Source organism: Herbidospora solisilvae, assembly GCF_009901565.1.
Classification (GTDB): Bacteria; Actinomycetota; Actinomycetes; order Streptosporangiales; family Streptosporangiaceae; genus Herbidospora; species Herbidospora solisilvae.
This window is the reverse complement of record NZ_WXEW01000011.1, coordinates 212,786-232,144: the sequence shown is the minus strand read 5'-3', so window position 1 is coordinate 232,144 and position 19,359 is coordinate 212,786. Positions and strand designations below refer to the sequence as shown.

General features: G+C 68.4%; 18 protein-coding genes and 1 tRNA gene. 5 read left to right on the top strand and 14 right to left on the bottom strand.

Going from position 1 to position 19,359, the window contains the following annotated elements; all coding sequences use genetic code 11:
- Nucleotides 1-6: 6 nt before the first annotated feature.
- From cysN to GT755_RS33765, 4 genes are read right to left on the bottom strand one after another with little or no spacing between them, the layout of a single operon-like run.
- Nucleotides 7-1,251 (bottom strand): sulfate adenylyltransferase subunit CysN, encoded by a 1,245-nt coding sequence (gene cysN, locus GT755_RS33780; RefSeq protein ID WP_161483622.1) that lies wholly within the window; start codon nt 1,249-1,251, stop codon nt 7-9.
- Nucleotides 1,251-2,165, bottom strand: coding sequence for a sulfate adenylyltransferase subunit CysD (gene cysD, locus GT755_RS33775; protein ID WP_137247626.1), 915 nt, complete (start codon nt 2,163-2,165; stop codon nt 1,251-1,253). Before cysD ends, cysN begins: the two co-directional genes overlap by 1 nt.
- A 17-nt stretch (nt 2,166-2,182) precedes the next feature.
- The gene (locus GT755_RS33770) at nt 2,183-2,938 is read right to left on the bottom strand and encodes a 3'(2'),5'-bisphosphate nucleotidase CysQ (protein ID WP_202610823.1); all 756 of its coding nucleotides are present in this window, start codon (nt 2,936-2,938) and stop codon (nt 2,183-2,185) included.
- A 6-nt stretch (nt 2,939-2,944) separates the two neighbouring features.
- Nucleotides 2,945-4,375: a sugar transferase gene (locus GT755_RS33765; protein WP_407929443.1), complete on the bottom strand. Its 1,431-nt coding sequence runs from the start codon at nt 4,373-4,375 to the stop codon at nt 2,945-2,947.
- A 68-nt stretch (nt 4,376-4,443) separates the two neighbouring features.
- Between GT755_RS33765 and GT755_RS33760 the strand changes: the two genes are divergently transcribed.
- Nucleotides 4,444-5,016 carry a 3'-5' exoribonuclease domain-containing protein gene (locus tag GT755_RS33760; protein ID WP_161483619.1) on the top strand — a complete coding sequence of 191 codons (573 nt, stop codon included), beginning with the start codon at nt 4,444-4,446 and terminating at the stop codon, nt 5,014-5,016.
- 247 nt (nt 5,017-5,263) lie between these two features.
- Here GT755_RS33760 and GT755_RS33755 read toward each other — a convergent pair whose 3' ends face one another.
- Nucleotides 5,264-5,404 carry an ATP-binding cassette domain-containing protein gene (locus GT755_RS33755; RefSeq protein WP_202610822.1) on the bottom strand — a complete coding sequence of 47 codons (141 nt, stop codon included), beginning with the start codon at nt 5,402-5,404 and terminating at the stop codon, nt 5,264-5,266.
- A gap of 69 nt (nt 5,405-5,473) precedes the next feature.
- Between GT755_RS33755 and GT755_RS33750 the strand changes: the two genes are divergently transcribed.
- On the top strand, nt 5,474-6,460 hold the full coding sequence (locus GT755_RS33750; protein WP_161483618.1) for a DUF4279 domain-containing protein: 987 nt from the start codon (nt 5,474-5,476) through the stop codon (nt 6,458-6,460).
- 212 nt (nt 6,461-6,672) lie between these two features.
- On the opposite strand, the gene GT755_RS33745 is transcribed toward GT755_RS33750, so the two are convergent.
- The 4 genes from GT755_RS33745 to GT755_RS33730 all read right to left on the bottom strand — a co-directional run bounded on the left by GT755_RS33745 (nt 6,673) and on the right by GT755_RS33730 (nt 10,034).
- Nucleotides 6,673-7,344, bottom strand: coding sequence for a hypothetical protein (locus tag GT755_RS33745; protein WP_161483617.1), 672 nt, complete (start codon nt 7,342-7,344; stop codon nt 6,673-6,675).
- Nucleotides 7,345-7,593: 249 nt separating this feature from the next.
- On the bottom strand, nt 7,594-7,944 hold the full coding sequence (locus GT755_RS33740) for a hypothetical protein (protein WP_161483616.1): 351 nt from the start codon (nt 7,942-7,944) through the stop codon (nt 7,594-7,596).
- A gap of 490 nt (nt 7,945-8,434) precedes the next feature.
- Nucleotides 8,435-8,806 (bottom strand): ClpX C4-type zinc finger protein, encoded by a 372-nt coding sequence (locus GT755_RS33735; RefSeq protein ID WP_161483615.1) that lies wholly within the window; start codon nt 8,804-8,806, stop codon nt 8,435-8,437.
- 43 nt (nt 8,807-8,849) lie between these two features.
- Complete coding sequence (locus GT755_RS33730; RefSeq protein WP_161483614.1) at nt 8,850-10,034, bottom strand: MFS transporter; 1,185 nt, start codon at nt 10,032-10,034, stop codon at nt 8,850-8,852.
- A gap of 83 nt (nt 10,035-10,117) precedes the next feature.
- On the opposite strand from GT755_RS33730, the gene GT755_RS33725 reads away from it, so the two are divergent.
- Nucleotides 10,118-11,041 carry a LysR family transcriptional regulator gene (locus GT755_RS33725; protein ID WP_161483613.1) on the top strand — a complete coding sequence of 308 codons (924 nt, stop codon included), beginning with the start codon at nt 10,118-10,120 and terminating at the stop codon, nt 11,039-11,041.
- Here the strand turns inward: GT755_RS33725 and pth are convergent.
- On the bottom strand, nt 11,025-11,615 hold the full coding sequence (gene pth / locus GT755_RS33720; RefSeq protein WP_161483612.1) for an aminoacyl-tRNA hydrolase: 591 nt from the start codon (nt 11,613-11,615) through the stop codon (nt 11,025-11,027). The genes GT755_RS33725 and pth overlap by 17 nt on opposite strands.
- Before the next feature lie 66 nt (nt 11,616-11,681).
- Nucleotides 11,682-12,314, bottom strand: a complete 633-nt coding sequence (locus tag GT755_RS33715) for a 50S ribosomal protein L25/general stress protein Ctc (protein ID WP_161483611.1) — start codon at nt 12,312-12,314, stop codon at nt 11,682-11,684.
- Between the two features lie 154 nt (nt 12,315-12,468).
- Here GT755_RS33715 and fxsT point away from each other — a divergent pair, with 154 nt between their 5' ends.
- Nucleotides 12,469-15,429 carry an FxSxx-COOH system tetratricopeptide repeat protein gene (gene fxsT / locus GT755_RS33710; protein WP_161483610.1) on the top strand — a complete coding sequence of 987 codons (2,961 nt, stop codon included), beginning with the start codon at nt 12,469-12,471 and terminating at the stop codon, nt 15,427-15,429.
- A gap of 46 nt (nt 15,430-15,475) precedes the next feature.
- Here the strand turns inward: fxsT and GT755_RS33705 are convergent, their stop codons facing one another.
- The 3 genes from GT755_RS33705 to GT755_RS33695 all read right to left on the bottom strand — a co-directional run bounded on the left by GT755_RS33705 (nt 15,476) and on the right by GT755_RS33695 (nt 18,123).
- Nucleotides 15,476-16,453 (bottom strand): ribose-phosphate diphosphokinase, encoded by a 978-nt coding sequence (locus GT755_RS33705; protein ID WP_030451992.1) that lies wholly within the window; start codon nt 16,451-16,453, stop codon nt 15,476-15,478.
- A gap of 65 nt (nt 16,454-16,518) precedes the next feature.
- The gene (gene glmU, locus GT755_RS33700) at nt 16,519-17,952 is read right to left on the bottom strand and encodes a bifunctional UDP-N-acetylglucosamine diphosphorylase/glucosamine-1-phosphate N-acetyltransferase GlmU (protein WP_161483609.1); all 1,434 of its coding nucleotides are present in this window, start codon (nt 17,950-17,952) and stop codon (nt 16,519-16,521) included.
- 95 nt (nt 17,953-18,047) lie between these two features.
- A tRNA-Gln gene (locus GT755_RS33695) sits at nt 18,048-18,123 on the bottom strand.
- A 234-nt stretch (nt 18,124-18,357) separates the two neighbouring features.
- On the opposite strand from GT755_RS33695, the gene GT755_RS33690 reads away from it, so the two are divergent.
- A complete protein-coding gene (locus tag GT755_RS33690; RefSeq protein ID WP_161483608.1) occupies nt 18,358-19,302 on the top strand; it encodes an acyl-CoA desaturase in 945 nt (314 codons plus the stop codon).
- Nucleotides 19,303-19,359: the final 57 nt, after the last annotated feature.

The window sequence follows — 19,359 nt, the reverse complement described above, 5'->3', positions numbered from 1 at the left end:
TTGAACTCAGAGGATCATGCCCGCGCCGACGGTGCCGTTGGTGGCCTCGTCGATCAGGATGAATCCGCCGGTCTGCCGGTTGCGGGCGTAGTCGTCGACGAACAGCGGCTGGGTGATGCGCAGCGACACCCGGCCGATCTCGTTGAGCGACAGGCTCGTCGCGGTCTCGTCGCGGTGGAGGGTGTTGACGTCGAGCCGGTAGTGGAGGTCTTTCACCAGCGCGCGGGCGGTGCGGGTGGTGTGCTTGATGGTCAGCTTGGCCCGGGGGCTCAGCTTGGTGGTGTCGGCCATCCAGCAGATCATCGCGTCGATCTCCTGGGCGACCTGCGGCTGGTTGTTCGGCCGGCAGATCATGTCGCCGCGCGAGATGTCGATGTGGTCTTCGAGCCGGAGGGTCACCGACATGGGCGGGAACGCCTCGCTGACCGGCCCGTCGAAGGTGTCGATCGAGGCGATCTTCGTGGTCAGGCCGGAGGGCAGGTGCATGACGTCGTCGCCCGGCTTCAGCACGCCGCCCGCGACCTGGCCCGCGTAACCGCGGTAGTCGTGGAACTCGGTCTTGTGGGGACGGATGACGTACTGGACCGGGAACCGCACGTCGACCAGGTTGCGGTCGGAGGCGATGTGGACGTGCTCCAGGTGGTGGAGCAACGACGGGCCCTGGTACCAGGGCATGCTCTCCGAGCGGGAGACCACGTTGTCGCCGTGGAGGGCGGAGATCGGGATGAAGGTCAGGTCGCTCGCGTTCAACTTGGACGCGAACTGGGTGAACTCCTCGCGGATCTCCTCGAACCGCTCCTCGGAGTAGTCGACCAGGTCCATCTTGTTGACCGCGAGCACCAGGTGGGGCACCCGCAGCAGCGTCGTCAGGAACGCGTGGCGGCGCGACTGCTCCAGCACGCCCTTGCGGGCGTCGATCAGGATGATGGCCAGGTCGGCGGTCGAGGCGCCGGTCACCATGTTCCGGGTGTACTGGATGTGGCCCGGGGTGTCGGCGATGATGAACTTCCGCTTCGGCGTGGCGAAGTAGCGGTAGGCCACGTCGATCGTGATGCCCTGCTCACGCTCGGCGCGCAGGCCGTCGGTCAGCAGCGACAGGTCGGTGTATTCGGTGCCCCGGTCGCGGCTGGTGCGCTCGACCGCCTCAAGCTGGTCTTCGAAGATCGCCTTGGAGTCGAACAGCAGCCGCCCGATGAGGGTGGACTTCCCGTCGTCGACACTGCCCGCCGTCGCGAAACGAAGGATGTCCATTAGAAGTAGCCTTCCTTCTTGCGGTCCTCCATGGCGGCCTCGGACGCGCGGTCGTCGGCGCGGGTCGCGCCACGCTCGGTGATCCGGGTGGCCGCGATCTCGGCGATGATCTCGTCGACCGTCGCGGCGCTCGACGAGACGGCGCCGGTGCAGGTCATGTCGCCGACCGTGCGATAACGCACCATCGACTCGAACAGCGGCTCGTCGTCGCCGCGCTGCACCACGTCGGCGTCGGGCAGCAGCATGCCGTCGCGCTCGAAGACGCGGCGGGTGTGCGCGAAGTAGATCGACGGGATCTCGATGCCCTCGCGGCGGATGTAGTCCCACACGTCGAGCTCGGTCCAGTTGGACAGCGGGAAGACCCGGATGTGCTCACCCTTGCGGATCTTCGCGTTGTAGAGGTTCCAGAGCTCGGGCCGCTGGTTCTTCGGGTCCCACTGGCCGAAGTCGTCGCGGAAGGAGAACACCCGCTCCTTGGCGCGGGCCTTCTCCTCGTCGCGGCGCGCGCCGCCGAACACGGCGTCGAACTCGTGCTCCTCGATCGCGTCGAGGAGGGTGGTGGTCTGGAGCCGGTTGCGCGAGGCGCGCCGCCCGGTCTCCTCGACCACGCGGCCGGCGTCGATCGAGTCCTGTACGGACGCCACCACCAGCCGCGCCCCCAGTTCGGCCGACCGCCGGTCGCGGTAGTCGATCACCTCGGGGAAGTTGTGGCCCGTGTCGACGTGCATGAGCGGGAAGGGGATCGGGGCCGGCCAGAAGGCCTTCTCCGCGATGCGCAGCATGACGATCGAGTCCTTGCCGCCGGAGAAGAGCAGACAGGGCCGCTCGAACTCGGCCGCGACCTCACGCATGATGTGGATCGCCTCGGCTTCGAGGACGTCAAGCTGTGACGTCGTGTAGTCATGCTGAAGCAAAACGGTTCCTTATCGAGTCACTGGTGAAGATCACGGATCCCGGCGAGCAGCGTCGGCGCCAAGTCCGGTAGGGAAACCAGGATATCCGGCAGTGAGGGGTCGGCCTGGTTGTAGATCAGTTCCGACCCGTCGATCCGGCTCGCGTGGGCTCCGGCCGCCAGCGCCACGGCCACCGGGGCGGCCGAGTCCCATTCATACTGCCCACCCGCGTGGACGTATGCCTCGACCTGACCGGTCAGTACTGCGGCGATCTTCGCGCCGGCGCTGCCGATGGGGACGAGGTCGGCCCCGACCAGGTAGGCGAGCTTCTGCACGAACTCGGGCGGGCGGGTGCGGGACACCGCGATCCGGGGGCGCTGGCCGTTGCCGGCCGGCAACTTCGGCGGGTTCGCCGTGGTCAGCGTCGCGCCCTGGGCCGGGAGGGCGATGGCCCCGGCGGCGAGCCTGCCCTCTTCCCACAACGCCACGTGGACGGCCCAGTCGGTGCGACCGGCCTCGGAGAACTCGCGGGTGCCGTCGAGGGGGTCGACGATCCAGACCCGGTTGGCCGACAACCGCGCGGGGTTGGTGCGCTCGCCCTCTTCGGACAGGATGTGGTCGCTCGGGCGCAGCCGTTCGAGCGATTCGACGAGGAAGTCGTGGGACGAGCGGTCGCCCGCGTCCTTCAGCGCCTTGGCGTCGTCGAACCCGTATTGGGCGCGCAGGCGGAGCAGTTTCTCACCTGCCTCCGTCGCGAGGTCTCCGGCGAGCGAGTGATCGTCTCTGATCGTCATCACTGGTTAGTAGGCTCCCGATCCGCGTGCCACGGCCGACCACGTCTTCCACATGATCTGGAGGTCGAGGGTGAGTGACCAGTTTTCCATGTAGCGCAGGTCCAACCGTACCGCTTCCTCCCACGACAGATCCGATCGGCCGCTGACCTGCCACAACCCTGTCATGCCGGGCCTGACGAGAAGTCGCCTCCGCACGTCGTCGCCGTAGCGGGCGACCTCCTCCGGCAGCGGCGGACGGGGGCCCACGAGGGACATGTCGCCCTTGACCACGTTCACGAGCTGAGGCAGCTCGTCGAGGGAGTGACGGCGGAGGAAGGCGCCGACGCGGGTGACGCGGGGATCATGCTTGATCTTGAACAGGACGCCGTCGATGTCGCTGGCCAGCTCGACCTTGCGGCTCTCGGCGTCGACGCCCATCGTGCGGAACTTGACGATGGTGAACGTGCGGCCGTCCTTGCCGACCCGGGTCTGCCGGAAGAACGCCGGCCCCGGGCTGGTCACACGCACGGCCACCGCGATGAGCAGGAACAACGGGGAGACCAGCAGCAGGCCGAGCCCCGCGACGACGCGGTCGAAGACGTTCTTGACGAGCCGCCGCCCGCCGGCCAGCTCGGGGTGCTCGACGTGCAGCAGCGGCATGCCCGCCACCGGCCTGATCGTCGTACGCGGCCCCGCGACCTCCATCAGCGCCGGGGCCACCACCAGGTCGGTGCGCGACTTCTCCAGCCGCCAGGCCAGCCGCCGCAGCGCCGAACCGTCGAGCTCGGGACAGGCGAGCACCGCGACCGTGTCGGCCTGGGCCTGCGCCACCACGAGCGGCACGTCGGAGAACCCGCCGAGAACCGGCACGCCCACGTCCGCGGCGCAGGAGCCCTCGTCGGGGAGACAGGCCCCGACGATGTGCATGCCGTGGTAGCGCTCCTTCTGCAGGAGCCGCACCAGGTCGGCGACCGACCCCTGGTGGCCCACCGCGATGACCCGCCGCATGCACTGGAGCCTGGCCCGTTTGCGGTGCAACCTGCGCCGCAGGGCATATCGGGCAAGCAGTGTTAAGACGGTCATCAGTGGTAACGCGATGATAACGTAACCCCGTGCGACGTCGATCTTGGTCGCGTACGCCACCACGGCGACGGCGGCGGTGAGCATCACCCCGGCCCGCGCGACCCGCCGGAACTCCTCCGACCCCACCCCCGCGAAGCGCGGTTCGTAGGCCCGGCTCAGCCCTACGACGACGACCCACAAGAACGGCAACGCCGCGCTTGACAGCGCGTAAGGCTCGACGTAGGGAGTAACCTCACCGAACCGGACGACGACCGCCACACCACCGGCGAGAAGGGCGCACAGAATGTCGGAGACGACCACCGTGGCCCGATATCGCGCCGCCCACCCCGGACCCACGCGCTTCACGGCCGTTCTCGGCCGATCGACGACTGTCACCCACAAGCCCCCTTTACCGAACGTTTACCGACCGCAGGAATGCTAGCGCCAGCTCCTGGGAGAATTCAGTGAAAGCCGAGACGTACATTTCCGTCGACATCGAGGCGGACGGCCCCATTCCCGGCCCATATTCCATGGTGAGTTTCGGGATGACGGTCGCGGGCCGGCGGCTCGGGCGCGAGTTCACCCGGCACGACCCGACCCTGACCACCTTTTACGCGGAACTGTGCCCGATCAGCGACGAATTCGTGCCCTCGGCGCTGGAGGTCAGCGGCCTCGACCGTGACCTGCTGCTTCGTGAGGGCCGCGACCCCAAAGAGGCGATGGAGTCGGCGGCGGCGTGGGTGCGAAAGGTATGCGACGGGACGACTCCGGTGTTGGTCGCGTTTCCATTGTCCTTCGACTGGATGTGGATGTACTGGTATTTCATCAATTTCGCGGGGGATTCACCGTTCGGGCATTCCAGGGCGCTCGACATCAAGACCTTGTATGCCGCGAAAGCGGGTGTTCCCCTCACATGGTCGTCGAAACGACAGATGCCGAAAGAGCTACGTTCCACGCATCCGCACTCACATCACGCCTTGGACGACGCGATCGAACAGGCAGAACTGTTCCAGAACATCATGGAATGGAGGGTTTGAAAGGGGGATGCTTCGCACGCGCAGCTTGTTTGACGGCGCGTGCTCCGCACGCGCGGCCCGAGCGCTTTTGATCCGGCGTCTTCCCTCCTCCGCTCTGGTCGCTGCGCTCCCGGCGCTCCGTCAGTGCTGACGCACCCCGGGTTCCCATGAGCGCCGCTTGATTGCCGAAGGCCGGGAGGCCAAGCACGAGACACAGCACGCATGAGGAGGACCTAAGCGCTCGTCCAGAATCCCGCGCTCCCACCCATTACACCGGCTTGGGCTTCCCGGCGCCGTTGTGCCCGAGGAGTCCGGTGATCTCGCCCTGCCCGACGGTGAAGCTGACACCGTTCACGCCATGGACCGCCCCGAACCTCTTGGTCAGTGATTGGGCTTCAAGGATGACCACCGGGCCACGATCCGGTGCCGCGAAGCCCTGCCGAACGCATTTTCACCGCGCTTCGGCGAAGATGATCAGGTGCTCCGCGACTACGTACGTGTCATTAGCGACGACGGTGATCCGCACGAGGTCACCGCCCTGATCGGGATCACCCCCGACCGGACGTTCCGGGCCGGCGAGATCGGGCCGTCGGGCGAGCCGCGCACGTCCACCGTGTGGTCTGTCGCGCTGACCGGCGTGCCGGAGGTGCCGCGCGACGAGATACTCGGCTGTGCCCCCGACATCGTGGCGAGGCTCCGGACGCTCGTCGACCGTGGCTGGCGGCTCTCCGTCGTGCTGGGCCCGGCGTCCGCCGACGACGATCCCGACATGGCTCGGGGCTTCGTCCTCCCCATGGAGGAGATGTGGTCGTCGCTCCGCGTCGAGATCCCGCAGTGGCCTCCCGTTCCCGGGATGAACGAGGAGTTCGTCGCCCGCGACCTGGCGGCCTGCGGCGTCCGGCTGATCGGAATCCGGCGGTACACCGGGGTGCCGCCCCAGATGGCCGCCCGGATCGCCACGGTCGGGCCCGAGGACGGCAGGCGGGACCAGATCTTCAAGGCCGACGACCCCGATCTGGCCGCCGCGTTCAACCGCGCCTGGTACGCCACGGCGGTCGAACACGGCCTGTTCTCCGAGGGGGAGCGGTTCCTGATCGCGATGGACCAGGGAAAGGACCCCGACTTCTTCCAGGCCCGCGAGGAGTCGGACGCGTGGCGCAACCCTCGCTGGTGGGAGTTGGTGTGGGCGCTGGTCGAACTGGAACCCGGCTGGGACCTGGGCGGAGCAGGCTCGCGGTCCCGGATTCTGGGGAGTGGCGGCCATCCGGCCTTCGACCTGTCCTCGGCCGACGGCTCGGTCATCGTCGGCGCCACGTGGTGGGAGGACGACACCGTGAGCCTGATGGTGCTGACCGAGCCCCACCGCGTGGAGACCCTCCGCGCGCAGGCGCTCCGGATCCTTGAGGGGTCGACCCTGGATGCGGAGAAAGAGGAGCTCACGGCGTGGCTGGCACGGGAGCGGTGAGCCGCGAGGCTCCAGCAGGTGGACGCCCCCGCGCACCCCGACCCCAGCAGCGCCAGAGCCCCCGCGCCAACACTCACGTCCCGAAGGACAAAAGCAAATCAGAGCCACCCGGTCAGAGCGGGCACTGGCAGCTAGACATAGGGATTCCCGCAGGTCGCACCAGGTCACCAGTGCTCACTCAATTCCGTATTCGGCTTACCCCTCCAGGACTCTCAACCCGGTTTCCGGGATCCAGCCGTGCGCCCCCGAGCGGCCGCTGACCTGATATCGAAGCGGGGCGGTTCAACGTTCCGGATTCCGTGCAGGAGCAACACAAGCTGTGTCGCCAGCACCATGGGAAGCCGCGCGAACTCATCCAAGGGGACATACGCCTGTTCCTGCACCAGCTCCGGCGTCCGCCAGTGAGGCCCGGAAGACGGCCGGTACACATCGCCCAGCACCGCCACTGGCTCCACCTCCCGCACCGTCACGACGCGGGCATGAGATTTCAGCTCCGGGCATCGCTTCAACGCCTCCGGCCAGCAGGCCCGGCAGGTGGGTGGGGAGTTGGTGTCCCCGCAATCCGGTGGCAGGTACGACATCGTTTGAAACGCGCTTTGGGTCAGGATCCACGGGATGCCGTCCCCTTCCCGCCCGGCCGTCTCGCCGCACACCTGGCACAGTTTCTTTGTCATACAGCGCCACTGCCGGATGCTGTTGACCAGCCGCCACATCACCTCGCCCCTAGCCGAGGTCTTCACCCGCGCCCGCAGCACGCCCATCGCGACATCGGAACGTCGGCCAACCAGGGCGTACACCAGCTCATACACAGCGCGCGAATAGACGAAGCGAATCGGGTCGGTGACCAGTTCCTTAGACCGCGCAAGCACATACGGCACCACCACTCCGACTCACCTCCCATCCCGTGACCACTGTGAAATCGCTATGGAAAGGCAGGGCGGGGAGCACGCCGGACGCGCTACAACCCGCCCCGCCCTCGAACCGCCGGACCGGACGCGTGCGCGGGGGACACACGCGACAGCCCACCTCTCCGGGTCCGCTGCCAAGTACCCGAGGGAAAGGCCACCGGCCCGGCGGCCGTCTCAGCCCGCCCCGAGCACCCTCATCGCTCACCGCCGTACAACCCGTTCGCGCTAGAAGCGGAGCTCTGCCTGAAACTCCACCCACTCCTGCGACCAGCGCACCGCCGTCAACGACGCCGGCCCATACCCCGGCACCAGTTCCGCCGCCTCGAACACATCCGAGGCGACTCCGACCGCGCCAGAGATCGCGCCCACGAAGTACAGCCCGCTCAGGACGCTGTACATCGCCCACGCGCCAGGCTCCCCATCCGACGACCGCCGGATCTCCATCAGTCCCGGGCCGCCGCTATCGTGCAGGTCATAGATCCCGCACTCCGACAACAGGTACGCCAGCTCGCCGATCGCTTCCCGTGCGGCCTCACCGTCTATCCGTTCGTGCTTGAGCGTGACGTCCCCGAGCATGAGAGACGCCCGGCACGGTTACGTGACCAGGCGTTGTCGCTGGTTCCCTAGATCCCGATCTGGCTGCACGCCGTAGGCTCTGCACCCGCCGCCCGATTGTCCGGGTCAGCCGGGCTCCGTCAAGGACGGCCCTGCACGTAGGGCAACCAGTCACCGTGGAAGGTCACCGGGCGATGTACACGCAAGGCCATCCTTGACTGACCTCCGCCCGATAGACCCGGAGGGGGCAGCTAGCGGGAGCAGCGCAGGGGTGGCACACGCGCCCAAGCCACTCCCAGACATCGAGCAATCCCCTCTGCTGGAGCACGGCCGGCCTCGCATCCTGAACCCGAGGCGCGAGGTCACGGTTAGGCCACGCTCTCAAGCGAGCTAAATGGCCAGGTCAGAAGGCGTTTCACTAGATCACCACGAAGGTGCGTGTGTCCAGACACCGGCGTGCTCGGGCACGGCATGACTAGGCGTGGTTAGCGCGCGTCTGGCGTGGCTGTTTTTATTCTTCGCCGGAGAAGCGTTCCCAGGCGGACTGGCGGGTGATGCCCAGCGACTCGCCGATCTTCGTCCACGTCACGCCTCTGCGGCGGAGTTCGCGGACCCAGGCCACCAGGTCTGCCTCCGTCGCGTCGATATGCGCGGAGACCCTGGGGATGTGGTTCAGCATCTCGTCGTCGGACAGGGAGCTCCACATCGGGAGCTTCGGCTTCGCCTCGCCCTCCTCGGCCAGGGCGGCGCTCTGTTCGATAACTGTCACGGCCAGACTGACGCACTGGTCGCAGATGTAGACGCCAGGACCGGCGACGATGCGTTCGACCTCGGTGTCGGGCTTCCCGCAGAAGGAACACCGGATGCGGGCTTCCACTGTCATGAGACGCTCCTCTTCGTCAGGGATGTCCTGACAAATTAGTGCGTCAGGGCTTCCCTGACAACCCGGTGAACAGGATGAGCACCCCGGCCACGGCGACGGCTTCGCGGGGACCGATGACGGCTGCCAGCAGGCCCCAGATCGCGGTGAGGGCGGCGATGGCGAGGCTGCCGGTGACCGACCAGGCGGTCAGCGTCCGGGCGACTCGGTCGGGGGTGATGCGCTCCAGCCGGTACGTCGCCAGGACCGGCGCGAACACCGCGCAGCAGAAGACCAGCCCGAACTGGACGACGATCACCAGCACGATCCCCGGCACGCCCGGCTGCACGAACGCCAGCCACACGGGCCAGCAGGTCCGCAACACGCCCGCGGCGCGCAGCACCCGGCTCTGGCCGAAGCGGGCCACCAATCGCCGCGCCAGCCTCGCCCCGGCCAGGCCGCCCAGGCACGGGAGCGCGAAGACCAGCCCGTACTGCCACGGGGTGAAGCCGAGCCGGTCGAGCAGCAGGACGGCCAGCAGTGGTTCGGTGGCCAGCAGCAGGCCGTTGAAAAGGACCGTGGTGCAGAACAGCCGCCGCAGCGCCCGGTGGGCCAGGATCTCGCGCCACCCGTCGAGCAGGTCGGTCGGCCGCAGCCGCGCGGGGCGCCGCGCCGGGGGCGGCTCGCCGCCGCCGATCGCCCGGACGCACAACGCCGACACCAGATAGCTGACCGCGTCGGCCAGCACCGTCACCACCGGCCCGAACACCCCGATCGCCGCCCCGCCGAGCGGCGGGCCGACCACGCTCGCCGACCACATCGTCGACTCCAGCCGCCCGTTCGCGACGAGCAGCTCCGGCGGCGAGAGCAGCCCCTTCAGGTAGGCGCCGGAGGCGGCGTTGAAGGCGATCTTCGCCGCCGCGGCGACGACCGAGACCACCACGAGCTGCACGAAGGTCAGCCACCCGAACACGAACGCGACCGGCACGCTCGCGAGGGCCGCGAACCGGATCAGGTCCGCCGCGACCATCACCTGGCGCTTGCCCCGGAACTCCACCCACGGCCCGAGCGGCACCGCCACCACCGCCCCCACGGCCAGCCCGGCGGCCGACAACGCCGACACCTGCGCCGGCCCGACGTCGAGCACGAGCACCGCGATCAGCGGAAACGCCCCGAACCCCAGCCACGTGCCATAGGCACTCACCGCGTATGCCGCCCACACCCACCTGAATCGCCGATCCACGGTGAGCATCGAAGCGGGTCGGGGCGAACCGGCTCAAACAACTATCGATGCCCCGCCGCACAACCGGACGTTGTGGCCGCTACCCTGCCGGGGTGGATCTGGACGTCGTGCGCAGCTTCGTGGCGGTCGTCGACGCGGGCCGATTCCAGGACGCCGCCGACGACCTGTCGATCACCCAGCAGGCCGTGTCCAAGCGCATCGCCACGCTGGAGCGCACGCTCGGGGTGCGGTTGTTCACGCGGACCGCACGGGGCGCCCGGCTCACCGTCGACGGGCAGGCGTTCCTCCCCCACGCCCGCGATCTGCTGCGGGCCGAGGAGCGGGCAATCGCCAGCGTGCGGCCCGGCCACCGTGCGCTGCGGGTCGACGTGATCGGCCGGCGGCTCGCGCCCGCGTCGGTGCTGGGCGGGTTCCACCGGGCGCGGCCCGAGGTCGAACTCGACGTGGTGACGCTCTTCGACGCCGACGCGGCCGTCGAGGCGCTCACCTCGGGCTCGATCGACGCGTCGTTCCGGGCCGTCGACCGGTCGCGGCTCTCGGCTGACATCGGGGCCGTGCGGGTCTTCGACGAGCCCGTGCAACTGCTGACCGGGCCCGGCCACCCGCTCGCCGACGCCCCGTCGGTCACCCCCGCCGACCTGGCCGGGCACCGGATCTGGATGCCGGGCATCGTCGCCGGGACCGAGTGGGCCGCCTACTACGACGCGCTCGCCGCCGCGTTCGGGCTGGGCATCGAGGTCACCGGGCCCGACTTCGGCACCGATCCCCTGCTGGACACGCTCGCCGGTTCGCCGTCGCTGGCGACCTTCGTGGGCGAGCTGACCCGGCTGGTCTGGCCGGCCGACCAGGGGTTGCGCCGCATATCCGTACAGGACCCGACCCCGGTCTACCCCCACTCGCTGATCTGGCGGCGCGACAACCCGCACGCCGCGCTCGGCGACCTGCGCGACCATCTGGGCACCGTCAGGCCTCGGGCCGGCACGTGGACGCCCGACTGGGCTAGCGCGGCGGCTTGACCGGGTTGAGGTCGGCGGCGTGGAACTTGTTCTGGGTCGGCTCCAGCCCGTTGACCATCAGCGACTCGACCATGTCGGCCGCGCGGTCGACCAGGAACGGCAGGTCCTTGCGCTCGGCGGTCGCGAAGTCCTTCAGCACGTAGACGGCCGTGTCCATGCGCCCCGGAGGCCGCCCGATGCCGAACCGCAGCCGCAGGTATTCGGCGGTCATCGCCTTCGTGATCGACTTCAGCCCGTTGTGCCCGTTGTCGCCGCCGCCCTTCTTGGCCCGCAGCGCGCCATAGGGCACGTCGAGCTCATCGTGGACGACGATGAGGTTCAGCCCGGTCTTGTAGAAGTCGGCCAGCGCCTTCACCGGCCCGCCCGACAGGTTCATGTACGTCATGGGCTTCGCCAGCACCACCGGCACCCCCGCCAGCCGCCCTTCGAGCACCTCCGCGCGTGAGCGGTGGGCCTTGAACCGCCCGCCGACCCGCGCGGCCAGCTCGTCGGCCACCATGAAGCCCGCGTTGTGCCGGTTCCCGGCGTACTCGGGCCCGGGATTGCCCAGCCCGGCGATCAGCCAGCGGTCCACAGCATGTCTCCTCACACGGAAAGGTCCCCCACAGGATCTCCCTGTGGGGGACCTTACAGAAACGCCTTACTCGGCGGCGGCAGCGGCCGGCTCGCCCTCGGCGGCCTCTTCGGCGGCCTCGGCGGCGGGCGCCTCAGCGGCCTCGCCCTCTTCGGGCAGCTCGACCGTCGGCGCGGCGATGACGTGAAGCACCAGCGTGTCGGGCTCGACCGCGAGGGTGGTGCCCTTCGGCAGGTCGAGGTCACCGGCGGTGACGGCGAAGCCGACGTCCTTGCCGTCGACGTCGATCTCGACGCCGCTCGGCAGGCTGGTCGCCTCGGCCTCGACCGAGATCTGCACGAGCTGCTGGTCGAGGATGGCGCCGTTGACGACGTCGCCGGAAACGGTGACCGGCATCTCGATGGTGACCTTCTCGCCCCGGCGGACCAGGATCAGGTCGACGTGCTCCAGGAAGCCCTTGATCGGGTCACGCTGCACGCCCTTGGGCAGAGCGAGCTCGTTGACCGCGCCCTCGATGCGGATGAGGACGTTGGGCGTGCGGAGCGCGAGGAGCAGGTCGTGCCCGGGCATCGTGAGGTGACGCGGCTCGGTGCCGTGCCCGTAAAGGACGACGGGCACCTGGTTGGCGCGCCGGATCTTGCGAGCGGCGCCCTTGCCGAACTGGTCACGCAGCTCGGAAGCGATCTTTACTTCGGACACGACGATCTCCTAGGGATCTCGATTCGGATTCAGCGCCACCCCTCACCCGCCCTAGCGGAAGGCGTTACAGGCACTCCCCCTAGCCTAACGGCACGAACGACCCCCCAAGCCGCACCCGATTTGTCACACTGAGTGGCCGGAGGGAGGGGGCACGGTGATCGAATTCTTACTCGGATGGCTGGCGGAAGAAGCGCTGGCCAAGGGCAGCCAGCGGCTGTTCGCCGAGCCGGACGTCCAGGCGGTCCTGAAGAAGGCCCGCGCGAAGTTCGAGGCGAGCCTGCCCGCACCGGTCCCCGAAGCGGTCGGCATGCTGCTGACCGACTCGGCGTGGTTCGCGGCCCCCGAGAGTTCCGCCGTCGTCTTCAAGGACCTGTTCGTGGCGCGTTTCGAGCCGCTGGCCGAAGCGGTGATCCAACGCGGCCCCTTATCGGGCCGAACGGCCGCGGCGGTCTTGGCAGACCACGATCTGACCGTCGACGACGTGGCCCGAATCGTGGCCGAGGCCGTCGAGTCCTCCGTCCGGGAAGTCGCCGCCGAACGTGGAGGACTTCCCGAGCTTCTCCGGCAGGCCGACACCCGGCTGTTGCTCGACAAGGTGACCGCACCAAGCGGCCTCCCCCGGGCCGCTTCGGTGACGGCGGCCACCGGCCTGAACAACCTTCCCCGGCCTCCCGCCACGATCTTCGTGGGCCGTGGCGAAGCACTGCGCGACCTCGACGATGCCCTGACGGGCGACGCCAACGTCGTCATCACCCAGAGCGTCTACGGGCTGGGCGGAGTGGGTAAATCCGAACTCGCCCTCCACCACGCCCACGCGAGCCGGGCCCGCTACGTCCTCCGCTGGTGGATCACCGCTGCCGATCCACGACGACTCGACGCCGGGCTCGCCGCCCTGACCCGCCGCCTCACCGGGCAGGAGCCCGAGTCCACCGAGCGGGCCGTCGAATGGGCGATCACCTGGCTCCAGGTTCATCGCGGCTGGCTGCTGATCCTCGACAACGTCGAGAACGCCGATGACATCCAGCCGCTACTGGGCCAGTTGAACCACGGCCACGTCCTGATCACCAGCCGCCGCGACATCGGCTGGCACCGCCTGGCCATCCCGATCAAACTCGACGTCCTCGCGCCGGAATCCGGCACCGACCTCCTCACCGGACTGACCGGCCGGACCTCCGCCGAGATGCGAGCCGTGGCGGAGGCCATCGCCACCGAACTGGGCAATCTGCCACTGGCTCTGGAGCAGGCCTCGGCCTACATCCACCAAACGGGAGTCACCTTCGACCGCTACCTGGCGAAGCTGAAGGCCCAACCGGCCAAGATGCATGCCGCCACCGGAGACGGCAGCACCGCCTACACCACCATCGACCGGCTCTGGCGGATCACTCTCGAAACCATCGCCAAACGCAACCCGACGGCTGTCGGGCTGCTCCACCTGCTCGCGCACTACGCTCCCGACGACATCCCCCGGGAGATCCTTCCGACCGAGTGGAACGAAGACGAGACGGACGAGCTGCTGGGCCTTCTCGCCTCCTACAGCATGATCACGCTGACCGACGATGCGATCAGCATGCATCGCCTCGTTCAAGCCGTCCTGCGCGCCACCGAATCGGCCGAGTCGAGAGGAATGCGCGAACCTGCGCTGGATCTCGTGAGCGCCGCTCTGCCGGAGAACCCACAGCAGAATGTCGCAGGCTGGTCCTTCTGGCGTCGCCTGACACCACATGTTCTCGCCTTGGCCGCCGCCGAAGATGGTTCCGAGACACTCGGCGCCATCCTGAATCAGGCAGTGATCTTCGAGCTGACCCAGGGAAACGCGGCAGCGGCACACTCACTGGCGTGCAGTTCGTTACGCATCTGTGAGGCCGCACTCGGCCCTGACCATGCCGACGTCGCCAGCCGGCTCGCCAACCTCGCCTCCACCCTGTGGTCGCTGGGGCGCGCCGCCGACGCACTCGCCCTGCAGCAGCGTGCCCTCACCATCACCGAAACGACCCTCGGCGCCGACCATCCCGACGTCGGCGACCAACTCGCCAACCTCGCCATCACCTTGCGAGCACTTGGACGCACTGTCGACGCACTTCCCTTCAACGAGCGTGCCCTCACCATCACCGAAACCGCCTTCGGCCCCAGCCACCCGCACGTCGCCGCCCGGCTCGCCAACCTCGCCACCACGCTGTGGACGCTGGGGCGGGCCGAAGAGGCCCTCGGCCTGAACGAGCGCGCCCTCGACATCGCCGAAACCACTTACGGCCCCGACCACCCCAACGTCGCCGAGTACCTGTCCACCCTCGCCGCCTGTCTACGAACAATGGGTCGCGCCGCCGACGCGCTCCCTCTCAACGAGCGTGCCCTCACCGTCACCGAGACCGCCTTCGGCCCCGAGCACCCCGAGGTCGCCGCCCGCCTGGACGGTCTCGCCGCCAGCCTGTGCACGGTGGGACGCGCCGCCGACGCACTCCCTCACCAGCAACGCGCTCTGACCATCGCCGAAACCACCCTCGACCCCCACCACCCGAACATCACGCACCAGCTGACCAACCTCGCTTCCGTCCTGTGCGCGCTGGGACGCGTGGCCGACGCGCTCCCCCTCAACGAGCGCGCCCTCGCCATCGCGGAAACCACCCTGGGTCCCGACCACCCCAACCTCGCCGCCCGGCTGGCCGGCCTCGCCGCCAGCCTGTACGAGCTGGGACGCGCCGCCGACGCACTCCCCCACCAGCAACGCGCCCTCACCATCACCGAAACCACGCTTGGGCCCGACCATCCCAAGGTCGCGCACCGGCTCGCCAACCTCGGTGCCATCCTGCGCGAGCTGGGACGCGCCGCCGACGCACTCCCCCACCAGCAACGCGCCCTCACCATCACCGAAACCATCCTCGGTCCCAAGCACCCGGACGTCGCCCACCACTTGACGAACGTCGCGGTCACCAAACGGCGCATGGGGATGCCCGACGAGGCTCTCCCGCTCCTGAACCGCGCCCTGGACATCGCGGCGGCGACATATGGAACCAGGCACCAGCACTACCAAGACGCACAAATAGAGCGGTCGCGAACGCTGAACGCAGCCTGTCCGTGCGGCTCCGGCAGGAAGTTCAGGCGCTGCCACCGCAAATGAAAGGGCCGACCGGTGAGTCACCGATCGGCCCGTCAGGACTCAAGATCTACGAGTCACCCTCGAACAGACTCGTCACCGAACCGTCGGTGAAGACCTCGGTGATGGCCCGGGCGATCAGCGGGGCGATCGACAACACCGTCAGCTTGTCGAAGCGCTGCTCCTCCGAGATCGGCAGCGTGTTCGTCACGATGACCTCGGAGATCGCCGAGTTCTTCAGCCGGTCCACCGCAGGATCCGAGAACACCGCGTGGGTCGCCGCCACGATCACATTGGTCGCCCCGTGCTCGTAGAGCGCGTCGGCCGCCTTGCAGATCGAACCGCCCGTGTCGATCATGTCGTCGATCAGCACGCAGGTGCGTCCGCGCACCTTGCCGACGACCTCGTTCACCTTCACCTGGTTCGCCACGTCCAGGTCGCGCCGCTTGTGGATGAACGCCACCGGCGTGCCCAGCGCGTCGGACCACCGCTCGGCCAGGCGGACGCGCCCCGTGTCGGGCGACACGATCGTCGTCGTCGCCGGGTCGATCTTGTCGCGCAGGTAGTCGATCAGGATCGGCATGGCGAACAGGTGGTCGACCGGGCCGTCGAAGAAGCCCTGGATCTGCGAGGTGTGCAGGTCGATCGACATGAGCCGGTCGGCCCCGGCCTGCTTGAACAGGTCGGCCATCAGGCGCGCGGTGATGGGTTCGCGGCCGCGGCCCTTCTTGTCCTGCCGGGCGTACCCGAAGAAGGGCATGATGACGGTCACCCGTTTGGCCGACGCCCGCTTCAGGGCGTCCACCATGATCAACTGTTCCATGATCCACTGGTTGATGGGAGCCGTGTGGCTCTGGATCACAAACGCGTCGCAGCCCCGGACCGATTCAAGGTAGCGGACGTAGATCTCTCCGTTGGCGAAGTCACGCAGGGAGGTCGGGGTGATCTCCACCCCCAGGTTGCGCGCGACCTCCTCGGCAAGCTGTGGGTATGCCCGGCCCGAGAAGAACATCAGGTTCTTCTGGCCCATGGTCTGGATCCCGCTCATGCGACTTGCTCCTCCTGGCCCCGGGGAAACCGAGTGATACGCGGGTCTACCCGCGCCTTGAACTGTTATGAACCTTCTTCGAGGGCCCGCTGGGCCGCCTCGGCCGACTTGCTGCCGGACCGGCGGCGGATCACCCAGCCCTCGACGTTGCGCTGGCGGCCGCGTGCCACGGCCATCGCGCCGGGGGGGACGTCGTTGACGATCACCGAGCCGGCGGCCGTGTAGGCGCCGTCGCCGATCGTCACCGGCGCGACGAGCATGGTGTCGCTGCCCACGCGGGCGTGGTCGCCCACGGTGGTGTGGTGCTTCTCGACGCCGTCGTAGTTGACGAAGACGGTCGCGGCGCCGATGTTGGCGCCCTCGCCGATCGTCGCGTCGCCGACGTAGCTCAGGTGAGGCACCTTGGAGCCGGCGCCGATGACGGCGTTCTTGGTCTCGACGTAGGTTCCGATCTTGCCCTTCGCGCCCAGCCGCGTTCCCGGGCGCAGATAGGCGAAGGGGCCCACCGACGCGCCGGGGCCGATCTCGGCCGAGTCGCAGACGGCGTTGCGGACCACCGCGCCCGCGCCGACGACGGTGTCGGTCAGCGTGGTGGCCGGGCCGACCTCGGCGCCCGCGCCCACGGAGGACGAGCCGTGGAGCTGGGTGCCGGGGTGGATCACCGCGTCCGCCTCCAGCGTGACATCGGCGTCGATCCAGGTCGAGGCCGGATCGACGATCGTCACACCGTTGATCATGTGGTCGTGGAGGATGCGGTCGTTGAGGACCCGGCGCACGAACGCGAGCTGGGCCTTGTTGTTGACGCCCTCGACCTCGACGTGGTCGGCGGCGACGTGGGCGCCGACGCGGTGACCCTCCTCGCGGAGGATCGACAACACGTCGGTCAGGTATTCCTCGCCCTGGGAGTTGGCGCTCGACACGCGCTTGACGGCATCGGCCAGGAGGGCGCCGTCGAAGGCGTAGACGCCGGAGTTCATCTCGTCGATGGCGAGCTGCTCGGGCGTGGCGTCCTTGTGCTCGACGATCGCGAGCACCGCGCCGTCGTCGCCGCGGACGATGCGGCCGTAGCCCGTGGGGTCGGGCACGTGGGCGGTGAGCACGGTGACCGCGTTGCCGTCGGCGGCGTGCCTTTCGAGAAGCCCGGCCAGCGTGGAACCGCGCAGGAGGGGCGTGTCGCCGTACACGACCAGGACCGTTCCGTCGATCACGCCGACGTTCTCGAGCACCACCCGCACGGCGTGGCCGGTGCCGTTCTGCTGTTCCTGGACGACCGGGACGACCGCCGGGAACGCCGCCGACAGATGACCCTGGACCTGCTCCCGGGCGTGTCCGACCACCACGATCATCCGCTCGGGGTCGAGCTCCTGGGCCGCGTGGAGCATGTGGCCGACGAGCGTGCGGCCGCAGACCTCGTGGAGGACCTTGGGGGTGGTGGACTTCATCCGGGTGCCCTCGCCGGCGGCGAGGACGATGACGGCGGCCGGGCGCGGCGCACTCACTGTGGGAGCTCCCTCGGATCCGCGAACGAAACGGTCAGCTGACGGATGCCGCACGGTCACCCGCTCGACAACGTGAGCTTACCCGAGACCCGATTTGGTTCCGGCGCCTGGACTCGAACCAGGACAAACCAACTCCAAAGGTTGGCGGGCTGCCAATTACCCAACGCCGGATCGCCACCAAGCTTACCGGGCACACCCGAGGAAAGGGTGGTGGTTAAGCGTCACTTCCGGAACGCGCCACGCCATAGCAGACCAGCAGCTTTTCCCGCAAGTCAGTTTCGCGCCATGAGATGGCCGCCCACGATACACCTTCCCCCCATTCTCGACTGAGCACTTCCTAACTTACGATGGCGTAGGTTACGGTGGCGTAACCGGCACTACCTACCACAGATCGCGAGGTACTTCATGACCGTAGTCTCCGAGCGCCCGGCCCCCAAGCAGCCCAAACCCGACATGGACCCCGAGCGGAAGACCACTCCCGAGATCATCACCTTCGGCGTCGTGGTGGGCCTGCCCCTGGTGGCGCTGGCTCTCGCGGTGCCGGTGGCATGGGCCTGGGGCTGGCTGAGCTGGGTCGACATCGCCATCGCGTTCGTCTTCTACATGTTCACCGGTCTCGGTGTGACGGTGGGCCTGCACCGCTACTTCACCCACGGCTCCTTCAAGGCCAAGCGGCCACTGAAGATCGCCCTGGGCGTCGCCGGCAGCATGTCGCTGGAGATGTCGGTCCTCGACTGGGTCGCCACCCACCGCAAGCACCACAAGTTCTCCGACAAGGACGGCGACCCGCACTCGCCGTGGCGCTTCGGCACCTCGTTCTGGGCGGTCACCAAGGGCCTGCTCTACGCCCACATGGGCTGGTTGTTCGAAGCCGAGCGCGCCAACCGCGAGAAGTACGCCCCCGACCTGGTCAAAGACCCGGACATCGTGAAGTTCCACAAGATGTTCCCGGTGCTGGCGATCACCTCAATGGTGCTGCCGGCCATCCTCGGCGGCCTGATCACCTGGTCGTGGCAGGGCGCCGCGACGGCCTTCTTCTGGGGCACCCTGGTCCGCATCGGCCTGCTCCACCACGTCACCTGGGCGATCAACTCGATCTGCCACGTCTTCGGCGACGAGGCCTTCGAGTCGCGCGACAAGTCCCGCAACGTATGGTGGCTGGCGCTGCCCTCGTTCGGCGAGTCGTGGCACAACCTGCACCACTCCGACCCGACCTGCGCGCGGCACGGCGTGCTGAAGGGCCAGATCGATCTGAGCGCCGGTCTGATCAAGATCTTCGAGCGCTTCGGCTGGGCTTATGACGTGCGGTGGCCCAATCCAGAGCGGCTGGCGGCGAAGCGCATTGCCTAGTCCATATCGAGGGCCGTGCGAGGGCGTGCTTGTGCCGTCACTCTCACGGCCCGCCAT